19 protein-coding genes are annotated in these 15,536 nt (G+C 58.4%); 7 read left to right on the top strand and 12 right to left on the bottom strand.

The features are described from left to right. Positions 1-250: 250 nt before the first annotated feature. The 3 genes from FK527_RS16720 to FK527_RS16710 form a co-directional block, all read right to left on the bottom strand. On the bottom strand, positions 251-1,396 hold the full coding sequence (locus FK527_RS16720) for a hypothetical protein (protein WP_144735779.1): 1,146 nt from the start codon (positions 1,394-1,396) through the stop codon (positions 251-253). Positions 1,397-1,706: 310 nt separating this feature from the next. Continuing rightward, complete coding sequence (locus FK527_RS16715) at positions 1,707-2,525, bottom strand: ParB/RepB/Spo0J family partition protein (protein WP_281287839.1); 819 nt, start codon at positions 2,523-2,525, stop codon at positions 1,707-1,709. A gap of 209 nt (positions 2,526-2,734) precedes the next feature. Beyond that, positions 2,735-3,796, bottom strand: coding sequence for a ParA family protein (locus FK527_RS16710; protein ID WP_144735777.1), 1,062 nt, complete (start codon positions 3,794-3,796; stop codon positions 2,735-2,737). 255 nt (positions 3,797-4,051) lie between these two features. On the opposite strand from FK527_RS16710, the gene FK527_RS16705 reads away from it, so the two are divergent. Continuing rightward, positions 4,052-4,678 carry an IS607 family transposase gene (locus FK527_RS16705; RefSeq protein WP_144735775.1) on the top strand — a complete coding sequence of 209 codons (627 nt, stop codon included), beginning with the start codon at positions 4,052-4,054 and terminating at the stop codon, positions 4,676-4,678. Next, positions 4,672-5,874, top strand: a complete 1,203-nt coding sequence (locus tag FK527_RS16700) for an RNA-guided endonuclease InsQ/TnpB family protein (RefSeq protein WP_144735773.1) — start codon at positions 4,672-4,674, stop codon at positions 5,872-5,874. The genes FK527_RS16705 and FK527_RS16700 overlap by 7 nt, the downstream gene beginning before the upstream one ends. A 119-nt stretch (positions 5,875-5,993) precedes the next feature. On the opposite strand, the gene FK527_RS16695 is transcribed toward FK527_RS16700, so the two are convergent. Genes FK527_RS16695 through FK527_RS16685 form a run of 3 tightly spaced genes read right to left on the bottom strand, consistent with a single transcriptional unit; the run spans position 5,994 to position 7,518 of the window. Further along, complete coding sequence (locus FK527_RS16695) at positions 5,994-6,302, bottom strand: HigA family addiction module antitoxin (protein WP_144735771.1); 309 nt, start codon at positions 6,300-6,302, stop codon at positions 5,994-5,996. A gap of 9 nt (positions 6,303-6,311) precedes the next feature. Beyond that, positions 6,312-6,590, bottom strand: a complete 279-nt coding sequence (locus FK527_RS16690) for a type II toxin-antitoxin system RelE/ParE family toxin (RefSeq protein ID WP_144735769.1) — start codon at positions 6,588-6,590, stop codon at positions 6,312-6,314. A gap of 31 nt (positions 6,591-6,621) precedes the next feature. After that, on the bottom strand, positions 6,622-7,518 hold the full coding sequence (locus tag FK527_RS16685; RefSeq protein ID WP_144735767.1) for a DNA-binding protein: 897 nt from the start codon (positions 7,516-7,518) through the stop codon (positions 6,622-6,624). A gap of 384 nt (positions 7,519-7,902) precedes the next feature. Here FK527_RS16685 and FK527_RS16680 point away from each other — a divergent pair, with 384 nt between their 5' ends. Then, positions 7,903-8,184 carry a type II toxin-antitoxin system TacA family antitoxin gene (locus FK527_RS16680; protein WP_144735765.1) on the top strand — a complete coding sequence of 94 codons (282 nt, stop codon included), beginning with the start codon at positions 7,903-7,905 and terminating at the stop codon, positions 8,182-8,184. Beyond that, the gene (locus tag FK527_RS16675) at positions 8,181-8,678 is read left to right on the top strand and encodes a GNAT family N-acetyltransferase (protein ID WP_144735763.1); all 498 of its coding nucleotides are present in this window, start codon (positions 8,181-8,183) and stop codon (positions 8,676-8,678) included. The genes FK527_RS16680 and FK527_RS16675 overlap by 4 nt, the downstream gene beginning before the upstream one ends. A 333-nt stretch (positions 8,679-9,011) precedes the next feature. Here FK527_RS16675 and FK527_RS16670 read toward each other — a convergent pair whose 3' ends face one another. Continuing rightward, positions 9,012-9,194: a hypothetical protein gene (locus FK527_RS16670; protein WP_144735760.1), complete on the bottom strand. Its 183-nt coding sequence runs from the start codon at positions 9,192-9,194 to the stop codon at positions 9,012-9,014. A 77-nt stretch (positions 9,195-9,271) separates the two neighbouring features. On the opposite strand from FK527_RS16670, the gene FK527_RS16665 reads away from it, so the two are divergent. Further along, a complete protein-coding gene (locus tag FK527_RS16665) occupies positions 9,272-9,751 on the top strand; it encodes a hypothetical protein (protein ID WP_144735758.1) in 480 nt (159 codons plus the stop codon). 52 nt (positions 9,752-9,803) lie between these two features. On the opposite strand, the gene FK527_RS16660 is transcribed toward FK527_RS16665, so the two are convergent. From FK527_RS16660 to FK527_RS16650, 3 genes are all read right to left on the bottom strand, one after another. Beyond that, on the bottom strand, positions 9,804-11,198 hold the full coding sequence (locus tag FK527_RS16660; RefSeq protein ID WP_144735756.1) for an ISL3 family transposase: 1,395 nt from the start codon (positions 11,196-11,198) through the stop codon (positions 9,804-9,806). Positions 11,199-11,460: 262 nt separating this feature from the next. Then, positions 11,461-11,688, bottom strand: a complete 228-nt coding sequence (locus FK527_RS16655; RefSeq protein WP_144735754.1) for a hypothetical protein — start codon at positions 11,686-11,688, stop codon at positions 11,461-11,463. Between the two features lie 394 nt (positions 11,689-12,082). After that, positions 12,083-12,388, bottom strand: coding sequence for a hypothetical protein (locus FK527_RS16650; RefSeq protein ID WP_144735753.1), 306 nt, complete (start codon positions 12,386-12,388; stop codon positions 12,083-12,085). A gap of 137 nt (positions 12,389-12,525) precedes the next feature. Here FK527_RS16650 and FK527_RS16645 point away from each other — a divergent pair, with 137 nt between their 5' ends. Continuing rightward, entirely contained in the window at positions 12,526-13,482 is a 957-nt protein-coding gene (locus FK527_RS16645; RefSeq protein ID WP_144735751.1) for a tetratricopeptide repeat protein, read from the top strand. A gap of 258 nt (positions 13,483-13,740) precedes the next feature. On the opposite strand, the gene FK527_RS16640 is transcribed toward FK527_RS16645, so the two are convergent. Next, positions 13,741-14,703, bottom strand: a complete 963-nt coding sequence (locus tag FK527_RS16640; RefSeq protein WP_144735749.1) for an IS5 family transposase — start codon at positions 14,701-14,703, stop codon at positions 13,741-13,743. A 121-nt stretch (positions 14,704-14,824) separates the two neighbouring features. After that, a complete protein-coding gene (locus FK527_RS16635) occupies positions 14,825-15,049 on the bottom strand; it encodes a CopG family antitoxin (RefSeq protein WP_222116175.1) in 225 nt (74 codons plus the stop codon). 137 nt (positions 15,050-15,186) lie between these two features. Between FK527_RS16635 and relB the strand changes: the two genes are divergently transcribed. Then, the gene (gene relB / locus FK527_RS16625; protein WP_144735747.1) at positions 15,187-15,435 is read left to right on the top strand and encodes a type II toxin-antitoxin system RelB family antitoxin; all 249 of its coding nucleotides are present in this window, start codon (positions 15,187-15,189) and stop codon (positions 15,433-15,435) included. Positions 15,436-15,536: the final 101 nt, after the last annotated feature.

Here is a 15,536-nt window from a genome sequence, read left to right as displayed (position 1 = left end):
AGCTCAGGCAGGCCACCGAGACACACATGCAGATGCTGCACGATAACCCTGAGCGGGTGCGTTCTTACTTCGAGGACCCGCGGGTGAGCTATGCCGCAGAGCAAAACTTAGTTGCCGGGTGAATAGGTGAAAGTGCTTTTCAAAAAATCGCCGGCCCGTCCGGTTGTTTTCTGAAAGACTGTAGGTTTGAAAAACCTAGGATTTAGAGCTGTCTCTACTGACAGCTGGTCACCTCAAAGTTATCCACAGGTCAAAGAACCGCTCCTTGCACGCCGCGAAGCCGACCAGCCTCGATTGCTTCAACAAACGCCTTGCAGAAATGACGCGCCGCACGTTGTCCGTTGCGTACTTCAATCAGCATGCCGGACTCGTCCACCGTCACGATGAGGCTTTGGTCGCGGTTCTGGAAGGACCGCCCCGCCAAGGCATGGGCCTTTTGCTTGAGGTATTCGCGTTCCTCCACTTCGGCTGAAGTGCGAGACTCCTCTGATGCCCGATACCCGAAGTCTTTGCCCTTGCCGAGCAACGCCCGAAGGTAAGCGTAGAGCTCTCGGCCTTCCAGGCCTTTGAGATACTTCCTGGTAGCGGCTACAACGGTGGAGAGCCGCTGTTTTGCTTGGCCTGCGAGCTTCATGAGATGAAGTACCCCCGAGCAGTTCATGCCTTTGTCCTTGACTAACCAAGCCAGGTCGCGAGGCAGTCGAACCTTGCCAACACGTTCGAATTCGCCGCCTGGGCCTGCAGAGCGTACCGAACTGTTGTTGGCAGCGGTTGCCATCTCTCCTCCTGCGGTCTTGGCGCCTTTGGCTGGATGAGACTCGTTAACAGCTGCTCGCGTTTCTTCTGACAGCAGTAGAGCGTCTAGCAGTCGCTTTGTGGGAACAAGAGGTGAGGATGAGCCGCGCAGCTCAGGGCGTGCTCGTTGTTCACGTTCCACCAGGCCGCGCTCTTCGAGCCAGCGAATCACGCGGTGGACCGTCTCGATGGACTTGCCTGATTCCTCCGCCAGTTTCGCGCGCGAGGCCAAAATCGGCGAATCAAGCCGTTTCAGGTTGATTTTTTTGACGATGCGCAAGATGACCCGAAGGTAGCCGTCCGGCACATCCTTGAACGCTGGGGATTCGTCCAGCGCGGCACATGCCCGGCTGATGAGTGATGGGTAAACAACGGTAGGGGCGATAACAGTCATCGCAGTCTCCTCAAAGACACGAAAGTCCTTGATGAAATTCCGCTGCTCCCCTAAAATTTGCCCTGTTGTGGAGCTTTTTACCGATTGGCGTCGGTTTAGGCGAAACTGGCGGAATCCATCAAAATTCCTGGAAACCCTCAGAGTTGGCGCTCTGAGGGTTTTTTCATTGGCATGAGCGTTTTTGGCTAAGTCATGCGATTTCTCCAAATTCCTGGTTCCAAATGCGCCGAACCCCGCATCGTGCGGGGTTCGTGTGCTGTGTGTAGATAGGCTCGTCGCTTTAAACCTCGAAAGCCTGAACGGTGCCGAACGGACTGAGTTCGGCTGGCCCAGCAAGCCCAAGCGTTTAGTTGACTAAACGTTCTCTCAGCAAACGCATCTTTTTGCGTCTGTCCTAGAAGGGGGGTGCCCCCTGCGTTTAGTTGACTAAACATGCAGGCTGGACTGTCAGCCAGCAGCACATCTGACTTGCCATGCGGCAAGGTGTGACCGTTTAGTTGACTAAACCCGTTCATGGTCAGTCTTTGGTGTCTTCTGCGCTGACGTCGTCTTCAGCAGGTTCCGGCTGGATAGCTGCCATCTCCAGCAGGTCTTCCAGACCTTGCGCGAACGCCTCACGTTGGTCGGCCGATACAGTGATGACCAACTCGAACACGTCGCCGCGCTGCTTGTAGATGCCGTTCGCATACCGGATGGTCTTGCCTGACGTCTTTGCTTTGTGGGCAATGGGGTTGAGCAGAGCCTGTACCTGGTTTGTGAGCCAGCGCTGCGTTTGGTCTTCGCTCGCATACTTGTTCGCAAGCGACACCGCCTTGCGGATACCCGCTTTGTCGTGCAGCTTTGCCAGCTGATAGGCCTCCGTCGCACCGAATTTTTGTGGGTGAAGGCGAATAATCTCGAGCACGTCCTCAGGAAGCCTGCTGTATGCCCGGTAGAAGCTCATCATGGTCTTTGAGACCTTGGCCCGGCGAGCCACTTCGGCTGGGGACTCTCCTGCTGCAATGAGCTTTTCATAGAACATCGCTCGGTCCAGGTCGCAGTGCTGCGAGCGGCCTTCGTTTTGCTCGTAGCCGAACCATGCTGACTCTTGCAGACCAAGCTCGGTGTGAACCTCTGCGAGCAAAGCCTCGAACACCTTGTGCTCACGACAGGCTTGCACTCTGGTCCAGCCGTCACAGATGATGAAGCGGCCGGCGGCGTTCGGATTTGGGATGACGTGAATCGGGTCGTGTTGCCCCTGCGCGCGCAAGTCTTCAGCGCGGTTCAGAATCATCTCTGGCGTGTAGACCTCGCGCGGAGCTAGCGGGTTGGGGTCAATCAAATGGACCCCAATCATCGTCAAGTTTCTGCCATTGCTAGAGTCCAACATGGGTGCTGGAACCGCTGGGGAGGCACCCTCGCTGATTACAGAAGTGGCTGCCTGGCTGGGCTTAATGGGAGCGGATGTGCCAGGCCCAGGAATGTCGGCTAGTTCGTGTGCAGGCGTGGCGGGCACTACTGCGCCTGTCTTGATGAGCCCTGAAAGTTTAGGAGGAGCCTTGGCCATCATTCATCACCTGGCAGACCAGGCATCGTGATGCCGTAGCTGCGAACCAAGCTTTTGGCCACGTCAATGATTGCAGCAGCTCCGACGGAGCTGGACTCGAACTCAACAAGTGGGCCGACGTCCTTCTCTGAGGGATTGAGTTGCCGCGCAAACCCTGAATACTGCGGAACGATGGAGTCGTTCAACATGGAGCCGTACTTGGAGTACAGAAAGCCCATGGACTCGCGCACGTGCTTCAGGCTTGGGTGATATTTGTTAACCACCACTTCCATGGTGACGTTGGCGCCCGTAACAGCCTTGATTTCAGCCAGGTTGGAGGCAAGGGAGTCAAGGGCCCGTAGGCAGCTGCCTTCTGGTTCAACAACGGTAAGCACCTTGCCGGAATCCTTCGCTGCATACGAGAACGCAAGTCCAATAGGGGTAGTTCCAGGGGCGGTATCGACGACGATGACGTCGTAGCGTTGGGCGAAGAATGTGCTGTTACGGTTCAGGAACAGCTCTGCACGTGTGTGGCTTGACATCACTGCGACCAGGCTGGCGTCTGTTTCTGCCAAGGTGATATCGGATGGAATCAGGTCTAGGAAGCCGCCGTCGTAGATGTGCTTGATGGCACCCGGCAAGTCGGCATCGGGCGCGTTGGTGGCTTTCTTCAGGAAGTGGCCAATATGCAGGATGTCTGTGTCATAGACCGCTGTATCGATTCCCAGCAGGTTGGATGCCGAGGCTTGAGGGTCCGCGTCAATAACGAGCACCCGGTAGCCCATCATGGCCATCGCCGCTGCCACGTTGACGGAAATACTCGTTTTTCCGACGCCACCCTTGGTCATGCGGGTGACGATGACGGGAGGCAGCTTTGACACCAAGGGTAGCTGCCCAGTGGTTGGCGGCTCCACTCCCGCAGCACGGTATCGCGCAGCGCGGATGTCAGAGGGCATGTATCGCATGTGATGCTGGCCCGCCGGTTTCTCCCGGCCACACAGCTCCTGCAACTTTTTTGCAGTCACATCCAGGCCTGATAGCGACACCGCTACCGAGGTTTTGAAATCAATTGCCCGAGCCATGGTTGTGCCGCATTTTCAACATGCGGCTACAGCATAGCGGCAGAAGTCATTCTTTGCAAGTTTTTTTGTTTAACATAAAAAAAACTATACAAACGCCCTGCAAGTTCTAAAACATAGTCTAAAACGGCCACTTTTAGGGTGGATTTTAGGGGCGTCCGCGGTGACAGCAGGATGCTCAGGAGCCTCAGGCGATGTTTTTTGAGGGCTTCAACAGTTCGCCTTGAAACTACGCAAAACTATGCTAATATCTCCAAAATGGAGAGATTGGTAGGCATAGGTGAGGCCGCGCAGGCGCTTGGCGTGTCGATCACGACGCTGCGGCGATGGGAGGCGGCGGGCAGGCTGAGCGCCGAGCACACGGCGGGCGGCCACCGCCGCTACGACCTGGCGAAGCTGCGCCCGGAGATGTTTCGCGCCGAAGATGAGGCAAACCGGCGCACGGTCGCCTACGCCCGCGTGTCCAGTCACGACCAGAAGGACGATCTGGAGCGGCAGAAGCAGGTGCTCGAACTCTACTGCACCCGCCAGGGTTGGACGTTCGAGGTGATCTCCGACCTGGGCTCGGGCATGAACTATCACAAGAAGGGCCTCAAGCGGCTGCTCGATGCCGTGATTGACGGCGAGATCGGTCGGCTGGTCATCACGCACAAGGATCGGCTGCTGCGCTTCGGCGCAGAACTCGTCTTCGCCATTTGTGAGGCGAAAAACGTCGAAGTGGTCATTCTCAACCAGGGCGAGGACACCACGTTCGAGGAAGACCTCGCCAAGGACGTGCTGGAGATCATTACGGTGTTCAGTGCCCGGCTGTACGGCAGCCGCTCGCGCAAGAACCAGAAGCTGCTCGACGGTGTGCGGGCCGCCGTGGAGAATGCCGCATGCTGATCGCCCACCGCGTCGCGCTCGACCCGAACAACACGCAGGCCACCTATCTGGCCCGCGCGGCTGGCACGGCCCGCTTTGCCTACAACTGGGCACTGGCTGAATGGAAGCGCCAGTACGAGGCGTGGAAGGCGGACAACACGCTGCCGAAGCCCTCGCAGGCCGCGCTTCGACGGCAACTCAATGCCGTCAAGCGCGAACAGTTCCCATGGATGCTGGAGGTCACGAAGAATGCGCCGCAGATGGCAATCATCCAGTTGGGCCAGGCGTTCCAGAACTTCTTCGCGGGGCGCGCCCGCTACCCGCAGTTCCGCAAGAAGGGCGTGCATGACCGCTTCACGCTCACCAACGACCAGTTCGACATCGACGGTTCCCGCATCCGCATCCCGAATCTGGGTTGGGTGCGCATGCGCGAGACGTTGCGCTTCGCTGGCAAGATCATGTCGGCCACTATCTCCCGTGTGGCCGACCGTTGGTTCGTCTCCATTGCCGTCGAAACCCAAGACGATTCGCATCTTCCAAAGGCCGAAAACCAAGGCGTGGTCGGTGTGGATTTGGGCGTCAAGGCATTGGCGACGCTCTCTACGGGAGAAACGATCCCTGGCCCAAAGCCCCACAAGGCGTTGCTTGGCCGCCGGCAACGGCTCTCGCGCAGCTTAAGCCGCAAGCAGAAGGGATCGGCCAACCGCCACAAGGCCAAGGCCAAACTGGCGAGGCTGCACGCCCGCATCGCCGCCATCCGCTCTGACGCGCTGCACAAGTTCACCACGGACCTCACGCGCCGGTTCCACACCATCGGCATCGAAGACCTGAACGTGCGCGGAATGATGAAGAACCGGCATCTGGCCCGATCCATTGCCGACATGGGTTTCTTCGAGTTCCGGAGGCAGTTGGCGTACAAGGCCGCGATGCGCGGCGGCCAGGTCGTGGTGGCGGATAGGTTCTACGCCAGCAGCAAGACGTGCTCGGCGTGCGGGCACAAGCTGGACGATCTGCCGCTGTCGGTGCGCGAGTGGACGTGCCCGTCCTGTGGCACGGTTCACGACCGCGACGTGAACGCGGCGGTGAATCTCAAGAACATGGCCGTGAGTTCCACGGTTGCAGCCTGTGGAGAGGAAGGCTCTGGCCTGGGTCGCAAGACTCAGGTGAAACCGGCCTCGGCGAAGCAGGAAGTCAGCGGCAGATTTGCTCAGCAATGAGCAGGTTTGCGCAGGTCTGACGGAACGGCGTCTTAGAAAACGGATTGCAAAGTACGCTAAGCCTGCGCTGAGGTTGGCACCCAGCGGTAGAGCGTAGGAATGGACACGCCGAGGTTCTATCAGGCAGCAGCGTGATGATGGAAAACACGAATCCTTGGCGCGATTTTTTCACGCACGGTACGGGCCGCAACACGCATGTCGTACTCGGTTTGCAGGTTCATCCAGAAACGCGGCTCCATGTTGAAAAACAACCCAAGCCGCAAAGCTGTATCGGCAGTGATCGGGCGATTTCCATGCACCAGCTCACTGATCCGGCTGGGTGAAACATCAATGTCAGCCGCAAGCTGACGGGCGGATATGCCCATCGGCTTCATGAAGTCCTCCAGCAAAATTTCGCCGGGGTGGATTTCGTCAAGTAGTTCAGCCATGTTTACCTCCTAGTGGTAGTCCACAATTTCGACCTGGTGCGCACCGTCGTCATGCCACACGAAACAGATTCGCCACTGGTCGTTGATGCGGATACTGTGTTGCCCTCTGCGGTCGCCCTTTAATGCTTCGAGCTGATTCCCAGGCGGAACCCTCAAGCTCGCCAACTCAGTAGCAGCATGTAGTTGCAGGAGCTTTCGCCTTGCCACACGTTCAATGTTCTTGAACCGGGGCACGACCTGGCTACGGAAAAGCGCCTCGGTATCGAGACAAGTGAACGAATGGATCATGTTCACATTGTGTTCCGCATCACGGAATCTGTCAAACAGGCCGCAAAAATTCCGCTGTCGGTTGGCCTTCTGCCTTGTCCTTCTGCGCCGTGAAGACTTCGAGCTGGCCAGCGAGGCGGGCGGCCTGCTCGCGGGCCTCGGCGGCCACCTTGCGGGCTTCGTCGCGTTCGGCTTGCACCTGGCGGGCTTCCTGCGCGGCGGCGGCGCGGGCTTCTTCGTGGGCCTGTGCCGCCTTGGCGGCCTGCTGCTCGATCTGCTCGACGCGGGTCTCAGCCCGGCTCACACGGTCAGCACACGCCTCCAGTTTGGCCGCCAGCACGGCGGCCTTCTGCTCTGCGGCAGTTCGGCCTTGTTGGGCGTCGGCCAGCGCGGCGCGCAGGCGCTCGATCTCGGCGGCCTGCTCTGCCTGTCGTTCGGCCTGGGCCTCGATCTTGAGGCGGACCGTGGCCAGCTCCACCCGCGCAGACTCGGCGGCCTGTTGCTCGCGCTCGATGCGTTGCGCCTGGTCGGCCAAGTCGGCGGCTTGCTGCTCGGCCTTGCCCGCCAGGGTGTCACGCTCGCGGGTCAGTTCCGCCACCTGATCGGCCAGGGCATCGCGCTCGGCCTCGATCACTTCACCAGCGGCGGCCAGCTCGGCGGCTTCGCCCTGGGCTTGCACCAAGCGGCCCTCGATCTCGGCGCGTGCCTGGGCGGCTGCGCGCTCGATCTCGGCTGCAATGGCGGCCGTCAATGCCTGGGGCAGTTCTGGCGCAGCGGCGGCGGCCACCGGCCGGGCCTCTCGCCAGGCGGTCAGGTGCTTGTGGACGGTATTCGGGCTGCCGGTGCCCAAACGCTCGCGGATTGCGCGGATAGTCGGCTGCTGCCCCTCGCCAACCAGCGCATCAGCGGCGGCGGCGACCTGCTCAAACGTGATGCCTTCTCGTGCCATATCAGACCCATTTCGTATTTCGTATCGTGTAAATAGTATCAATACAGATATGATACGCAATACAGATACGATATGCAAGCGATATTTTTGGCCTGCATCTTTTCGTGACGGATGGCCTACGCTCGGGCAAGGGGCAAAACAGCCCTTTAGCGCGTTTTTGCCGCCCGGACAGGGTACCCCCTCGGCGGCAGCACAAACGGCCCGCCACGGTCCGGAAAACGCGGCCGGCGGGGCAGATGGCCGACGGTATTCCTGCCTCGATGCAGCGGGCGTATGGGTCGTCTCAGAAAACGGAAAACAAAGCACGCTAAGCCGGAACCGCCGAAAATTCCGTCTTAATTTGTACGGCAATTTGCCGTACTATTGCATCAGGAGGACAAAATCATGCCCGTCGCCATCTCTACTGCCCGTCTCGAAGCCCGAATCAGCACCGATCTGCATTCGATGCTCAAGCGTGCCGCTGAACTTCAGGGGCGCACCATGACCGATTTCGTGGTGTCCGCCGTGCAGGACGCCGCACAGCGCGCCATCGAGCAAGCCGAAGTCATCCGCCTGTCTCTGGCCGATCAGGAATGTTTCGCGCAAGCTCTGCTGTCGCCGCCGAAACCGGCCCCTGCTCTGGAACGCGCATTCGCTCGCCGTAGCAAGCTCCTGCGCTCTGAATGAGCCGCGCACCGTTCCAGCTTGTGCCGCTCGATGCGGCACATGATCGCGCCGCCTTCCGCAGTGATTCGGAGCCGCTGAATCGCTACCTGCGCGAGCAGGTCATACAGGACGTTCGTCGCCGCGTGGCCGCCTGCTTCGTGGCCTTGGCGGACGGGCAACGCATTGCGGGCTACTACACCTTGGCGTCGGCAAGCCTGCTGCTGGCCGATCTTCCGGCCAGCACCGGCAAGAAGCTGCCGCGTTATCCGACCGTGCCTGCCGCCCGCATGGGCCGTCTGGCCGTCGATCAGGCATTCAAGGGGCAAGGTCTCGGCGGTGCGCTGCTGGCCGATGCGCTCGACCGTGCCGCCCGTTCGGAGATTGCCGCCTTCGCTCTGATGGTGGACGCCAAAGACGAGGCAGCAGCGGCGTTCTACCGGCATCACGGCTTCATTGCCTTGCCAGACTCGCCACTAACCTTGTTCTTGCCGCTGGCAACTGTCCAGCGTTCTTGAAACTCGCCGTTCCTGTTCGCTTGAACCGAGAACGGTTTTTGAGAACCCAACAGCCACATCGGCGCTAGACCGCGCCACCTTCTCAGCAAGGCTTCTCGCAGACCATCGTTTGCGAGAAGCCTTAGCGTGCTTTGTTTTCCGTTTTCTGAGGCGACCCAGCTTGCGCAAGACCACTGCCTGGCGCAGGCAGAGCAAGACGGCCTTGTGGCGGTAGCCCAGTCCAGAGGCGTCTTCCAGACGATCCTTTAATCATGATTATTACCATAATCATGACTCTCATTTTTTGATGATAAGTCTGCGGTTTTTCTGATGGGCGGTTTTTGCCTTTGGAAATCAATGGGTTGGCGGGCGCACGAGTTGCAGTCCGCGCTTGCTGCCGCACAAGAAAAGGTGCAGTCCATGCAAGTCCAGGCCGACTCCTTGCGTGGTGAACGAGACACCGCCGCAGCCCAGGCCGCGCAGGCCCGCGAACAAGCCGCCGCGCTGCAGGGCCGCTTGCAGGCTGCTGTAGAGCAAAATGCTGCCTTGCTGGCTCGGATTGCGCCAGGCGCAGTCCAGCGAACAGACGATTCTTAAACCATCTCAACACAAACATGAGCGCGCATTTAATGCTGCAACACGCAGCGATTGCTGTAGCTATTTGCGCGCTGTTTTTTGTTTTGCGGAAATGGGTGTGGCTTTATGCTCTGGTGGTGTTCCCAGGCACGCTGGCGCATGAGCTTTCGCACTTCTTTGTTGGTTTGGTTTTAGGAGCGCGACCTGCGTCTTTTAATCCATTTCCGAAAAGAGCAGGCAATGCGATCATGCTTGGCGAGGTTCGTTTCGAGCGATTGCGCTGGTGGAATGCAATTCCAGTCGCTCTCGCTCCGCTGTCGCTTGTTCCGCTGAGCGCCATGGTGTTGCATGAGTCCACGAGAGCGCCACTTGTTAGCGCAATCGATATTGCGCTAAAAATCGTCGCGGCTCAATTTTTGTTCGCATCGAAGCCGAGCGCAAAAGACTGCGAGCACGCTATAGCGGGCGCGGGGACACTGATTGTGCTTGCAGCTACCGCATTTGTTTGTGGTATGTAGTGGCGGGCATGCTAACTTAAAGGGGTATGCGTATTACGCGGTTGATTGAGGGTTAAAGCTCTCCGTCCTCGATCAGCCGCGCCAGTGTTGATAGGTCTGCGCCGTAGTTCTTTGGCGTTTTGGTTGATGGCTCCCGTGCTGGCCTCGGAGCTGGTGGCATCCGGCCTATCTCGTCCGGCAGCGCACGGGCCATCTCTGGCACGTAGAAGCCCCAGCGTGGCGTTTCCTCTACTGCCACCGGCTCGAGCTGCTTCCGTTCGAACTTGGGCCGCGACAGCGTGTGCTTGTGCGCCCCCTCGGCAAACAACATCTTGGCCCGCAGTGCCTCAAACGAGTAGCCCCGGCCAACCCGGCTCATCAACCGGATCAGGCTGTTCAACGACTCGGTATAGGCATTCGTTACCGGGTGGTCGAAGTACGCCAGAATGAACGGCTGCCAGTTTGTCCACGCCCGGATCACATCCGCGAAGTACGGGTGCAGCGCTGGCGTCACCGACATATGCCAGTCACGATAGCGGCGCTTGGCATCATCAACAGACTTGGCGTCGTAGATGCCAAAAAACGCTTCCTTCAGCCGGTACGCCTCGCCCAGCAGCGGGTAGTTCTTGATCCAGCCATCGAGCAGCAAGGCTTCCTGATCGGTCAGCTCTGCCGTGCGCTTTAGCAGCACGAAGCGGTCGTGCATCAGCCCCCGGCGCTGCTTGGTGTCCAGCTCGGCCCGGATCGACTTGCGGGTCTTCTCCATCGCCTCGTTGGCCAGCTTGAGGACGTGGAACTTGTCGATGATGATCTCCGCCTGTGGCATAACGGCCAGCACCGCATCGCGGTACGGCACCCACATGTCCATGGCCACCAGCTCCACCTTGTCACGGCTCGGCAGGCGGAACAGATAGTCGGCCACGGTCTTCTTGTTGCGGTCACGCAGAATCTCGACCAGCGTGTTGTTCTGCACATTGGTGACGACGCCTCGCGGTTTCGTCAGGTGGATTTCGTCAATGCCCATCCACTTGGGCGTTTCGAATTTCAGATGCTGCTCGCGCTCGGCCACGTAGTCCGCGAAGATGGCCCGTACCGTGCCCTCGACCACGCCAACCTCCTCGGCAATGCCGGAGAAGGTCTTCTTGATGGCGCTCTTGCCGATCCAGTCCACCAGCCGGGTCGTCATGGCCCGCTTCTCGTCCACGCCCGGCAAGGCCTCGCTGAAGGTGCGCTCGCAGGCGCGGCACTTCATGCGCCGGGTGCTAACGTAGATGCCGACCCGCTTTCCGTGCATGGGAAGGTCTTTAACCAGTTGCTCTCGACGGCCAAAGCCAACCAGATCAGCAGACTGGCAATACTGGCAGTGTGTGGGCGGGAGAATGGCTTCGGCTTGGATGTGGTAGTCGTGCTCGGCTTCTTCGACACCGAGCACGGCATAGTCAGGTAGGTTGAGGATGTTGCGAGGCATGTTCTTGTTCTCTACAGCCTAATTGCAAAGATGCCAATGGTCTGGCATCCAGCGTCAAAGCGCAACGATTACTCGCCCAACTCAGGCGATGGCTTGGTTCTTGGCGCTAGCTTCTCCAAGGAAACCGACCGTTGCTCTTTCTGCCAAACGCCACCCACCTTTCGAGCCACTTCGATAGTTGCGCGCTTGGCAGTGAGTTTCTTCACCACGCCCGCCACGTTGATGATGTAGCCGTAGCCGCCTCGCGGGCTGTAGGCCCAATTCACTCGGTCACCTGGACGCATGGCTTTTTCCCAGAGTCGGCACTGGCGGATTGATAGTCGCTACGAGCGGCTTCAAGCAAATGATACTTTTCTTGCCGGAGCACATTCGTGTACTGATCGTCGTTGTAGGCATATTCCGGGTGGCCAATCCAGCCACAAGAGCAAGTTGGAGTAATCGACTCCATGTTTCCAGTGCCTTCCACTTTTTTCGTCAGGACATGTTCCATGTCGGTCACCTCTCAGAGAAATTTGTTTGCGGTTTCATTGCCGGTTATCAACCACATAATACGTTTTTGTGTTTGTTTGATTCTACGCCAACGGCAAGCAGAATCAACCACAAATTACGGTTTGTTGCACAAATGCAAAGAGAGCGTCAGGGGCTGTTTCAACCACTAAATACGGATAGCCACTTAAAAGATGGCTTCATGCTGGCGGATGCCTGCATGATTGCGGCCTGCATTCTTCGGTAATGCAGCCATACTGCTTACAGCATGCAGGCGCATAATTGCTGGCATGCAGCCTTACCGTCTAACCTGGCGCACCATCCATCCCTGGCCCGAACTCCGGCGCTGCGCGCAAAGGGTCGCAGCCGCTTGCTGGCGTGGCGGTACTGCGGCTCCATCACGCTGATGTCGCCGAAGGTGGTGTGCCACAGGAGTTTTTTTTACCCTCGCGGTGCACCCGTCCACCCCGGCGCAGTTCCTGCTCGGTGATGCGAACCTGGCGCTCAGCCCAGCCCTGCATCGCCTTCTGACCAAGGCGGCGAAGCTCTTCGCTTAGGCGCTGCTCGGCGTCATCGGCGCGTTTCAAATCCCCGTGTGCGTCCTGCACCGCACCCAGCAGCGATGCCACTCGCTGGCGAATCTGCGGGGGCTCGCTAAGCCCTCGCACAATCTCCTCGTCGCTGATCTCGTCTGGTCTCGTCACACTGCCATCCTGGCATTGCAGGCTTACGCCAATAGGCACTATTAAGACACATCAGTTTGAATCGCACCCATCGAGAGCTGTTGGAACACAAGACGAATATAATATTCTCAACATCCTGACGCCAAAGGTTATCTCTCATGCTACACAAACTTGCAAAACATGCAGCAGTCGCTTGTGCTTTTGGCATCTTTTCTACCATCGCTGCCGCAGACATCGATAGCGCGGAAAGGGCGTTCTCAAAGGGAGATTACGCAACCGCTCTCAAAGAGTTTACGCCTCTCGCAGATCGAGGCGACAGCGTTGCGATATACCACCTTGGGCTGATGTACCTCAACGGATACGGCGTTCAGGAAGATGCGCAAAAGGGCATCAAGCTGCTGCGAAAGGCCGCGGAAATCGGGAATAGTGAAGCGCAGTTTGGACTTGGGTACGTTTACTACAGCGGGCGCGCCGTTGAGCGTGACTACAAAGAAGCGCTGAAGTGGTTCCGCCGAGCAGCAGAAAATGGCTCGCCAGACGCCGCGTACTATATGGGGGAGATGTACCTTGAGGGCAAGGGCATCACCCAGTACGACCGGGAAGCTGCGCGCTGGTTCAAGATTGCCGCAGACAAAGATGTTGTGGAAGCCCAATACCGACTTGGCGAAATGTATCGTGACGGGCGCGGTGTGAAGCAAGACTACGATGCAGCCGTCGATCTTTTCAAGCGCGCATCTGAAAAAGGGTCGCCAGAAGCTAGATATGCGCTTGGTGCCTTACATTTGAGCGGCCAGGGTGTCACCAGAGACTACGAGAAGGCCCGCCGCTATTTCGCTGCGGCTGCCGAGTCCGGCAACACGATGGCTCAAGTTGCCCTTGCGTCCATGTTGGAGCAAGGTCTTGGCGTCCACAGGTCAAACACATTGGCTTACGCTGTTCTGCTTTTTGCCCAGAAAAAAAGTAAAGAGCCGCGTAGCGAAATCGAGGAAGCCATGCAAAAAGTGTCGAAGCAACTCGGCAACAAAGAGATCGACGCAGCCAGGAAAATAGCAGACGACCTTTTGACTCCTGGCAACTTTCAGGAGGTACTGGAGCGAGAATTGAAGCATGCTTAATGTCTCATCTACGCAACGTTGACCAGGAAACGGATTGTTTCCGTTTTGAAAATATCACTGGTATTGTTTTTTTGCATTTAAGGACACCCTGAAAAACGCCTTTTCAAGCGTGCTACGCCGGTCTGGTTTTTCAGGTCGTGGAATTCCGGCCGACTGAGCCAGAACGGCGCTGATTCTTTGCCCGCTTCGGTGTCGTTTTCGCGTGTTTTACGGCCCCTTTGCCGTTTTTGCGCAGCCTTTGCAGGCTTTCGGGCGCACTCATGCCTGCGCACCCAGCAACTTGTGGCGCACCATCCACAGGTTGGACAGCGCAAACAGCGTCTTGATCTGCAAGGTGTTCTTCTTCAGCCCCCGGTAGCGCACCTTCGTGAAGCCGAACTGGCGCTTGATCACGCGAAACGGATGCTCCACCTTGGCGCGGATGCTGGCTTTGATCCGCTCGACCTTGTCGATCAGCGCATCCACCGGGTTGTTGTCTTTGTCCAGCTTCCTGCGCTTGCCCGGGCGCATGGCCACGTGCCATTGGTGGCAGGGTTTCGCATCGGGGCGCTTGTCGGCGCCCTGGTAGCCCGCATCTCCAAACACGTCCGCTTCCTGCCCGTGCAGCAGGCTGTTGGCCTCGGTGACATCCGCCACGTTGCCCGAGGTGCAGCGCACGGTGTGCACCAGCCCGCTGTCGGCGTCTACGCCGATGTGGGCTTTCATGCCGAAGTGCCATTCGTTGCCTTTTTGGCTCGAGTGCATCTCGGGGTCGCGCGCCTTGTCTTTGTTCTTGGTCGAGCTCGGTGCGGCAATGAGCGTGGCATCTACGGCGGTGCCGGCCCGTAGCAGCAGACCGCGCTGATCGAGCAGTTCGTTGACGGTGGCCAGGATCTGCTCGGCCAGCTTGTGTTTTTCCAGCCGGTGGCGAAAGCGCAGGATGGTGCTTTCGTCGGGTAGGCGCCCAAAGGCTGGCAGTTGGGCAAACTCGCGGTACAGCGGTGTGTCGAAGAACGCTTCTTCCATCGCCTGGTCGGCCAGATTGAACCATTGCTGCATGAAGTGGATGCGCAGCATGGTTTGCAGCGCAAAGGGTGGGCGTCCTTTGATGCCTTCGCTGTAGTAGGGCGCAATCAGCTGCACCAGCTCATCCCACGGCACCACCTTGTCCATCTGTTCGAGGAACACTTGTTTGCGCGTCTTGCGCACCGTGAGATTGAGGTCGAGGCTGGCTTGTTTCATGGGTTCAGAGGATGCCATCTTTTGCTTACGCCTGCCAGACTTTTGATGGAGTTTTGCAGGGTTTCCTTAACAGTTTAAAGGACGGCTTACCGCCATCAACTCTCGCGCTGCAAATCCGCTTCTAACACCATCCGCACATAGCGGGCGTATGGGATATACCCTTAGCCTTCGCTTTGGCTCGCACCGCATCCAGCAGGACGGCAGGAATACGCATGTTCAGCGCTGCGTCCTTCTGCGCGATCTCGAACCGCATGGGTTTGCACTGCTTGAAGTCGAGGCCGGACAGGTCTTGCTCCAAGAACGCTTCTGCCTCGGCATCGGTCTTGAATTCAGGTACTCGCTTCATAGCTGCTAGCCTCCTTCGCGTGCATGTAGCGGGCGCTGATCGGGCGGATGAGCTTGCCCCGCAGGGTTGAGTCTGTAGCATTTCCGATTGGTTGCGCTATACTTGTATTTCGTTATAGCAAAACAGGAGTCGGAAAAATGCTTGCCATCAGACTACCCGCCGAAGTGGAAGCCCGCCTTGAAGCACTAGCTAAGGCCACCGGGCGCACCAAGACTTTCTATGCCCGTGAGGCCATCCTTGAGCACTTGGACGACCTCGAAGATTTGTACCTTGCCGAGCAGCGCTTGATCGAACACCGCGCTGGCCGCAGCCAGTCCTACAGCATGGACGAAGTGGAGCAGCGCCTTGGCCTGGTTGATTGTAAGCGTCCGGCCATCCCATCTTGAGACAAGCCCCGAGATAAAAGACCATGGTGCGAGCCCAACAACAGGAGCCCACCATGAACCCCAAGAGCCTGCCGCGTCGCCGGCACAGTGATGAATTCAAG

Origin of the sequence: Extensimonas perlucida (assembly GCF_007655255.1) — a bacterium.
GTDB classification, from domain to species: Bacteria; Pseudomonadota; Gammaproteobacteria; order Burkholderiales; family Burkholderiaceae_C; genus Extensimonas; species Extensimonas perlucida.
This window is presented reverse-complemented; position numbering and strand designations above follow the sequence as displayed.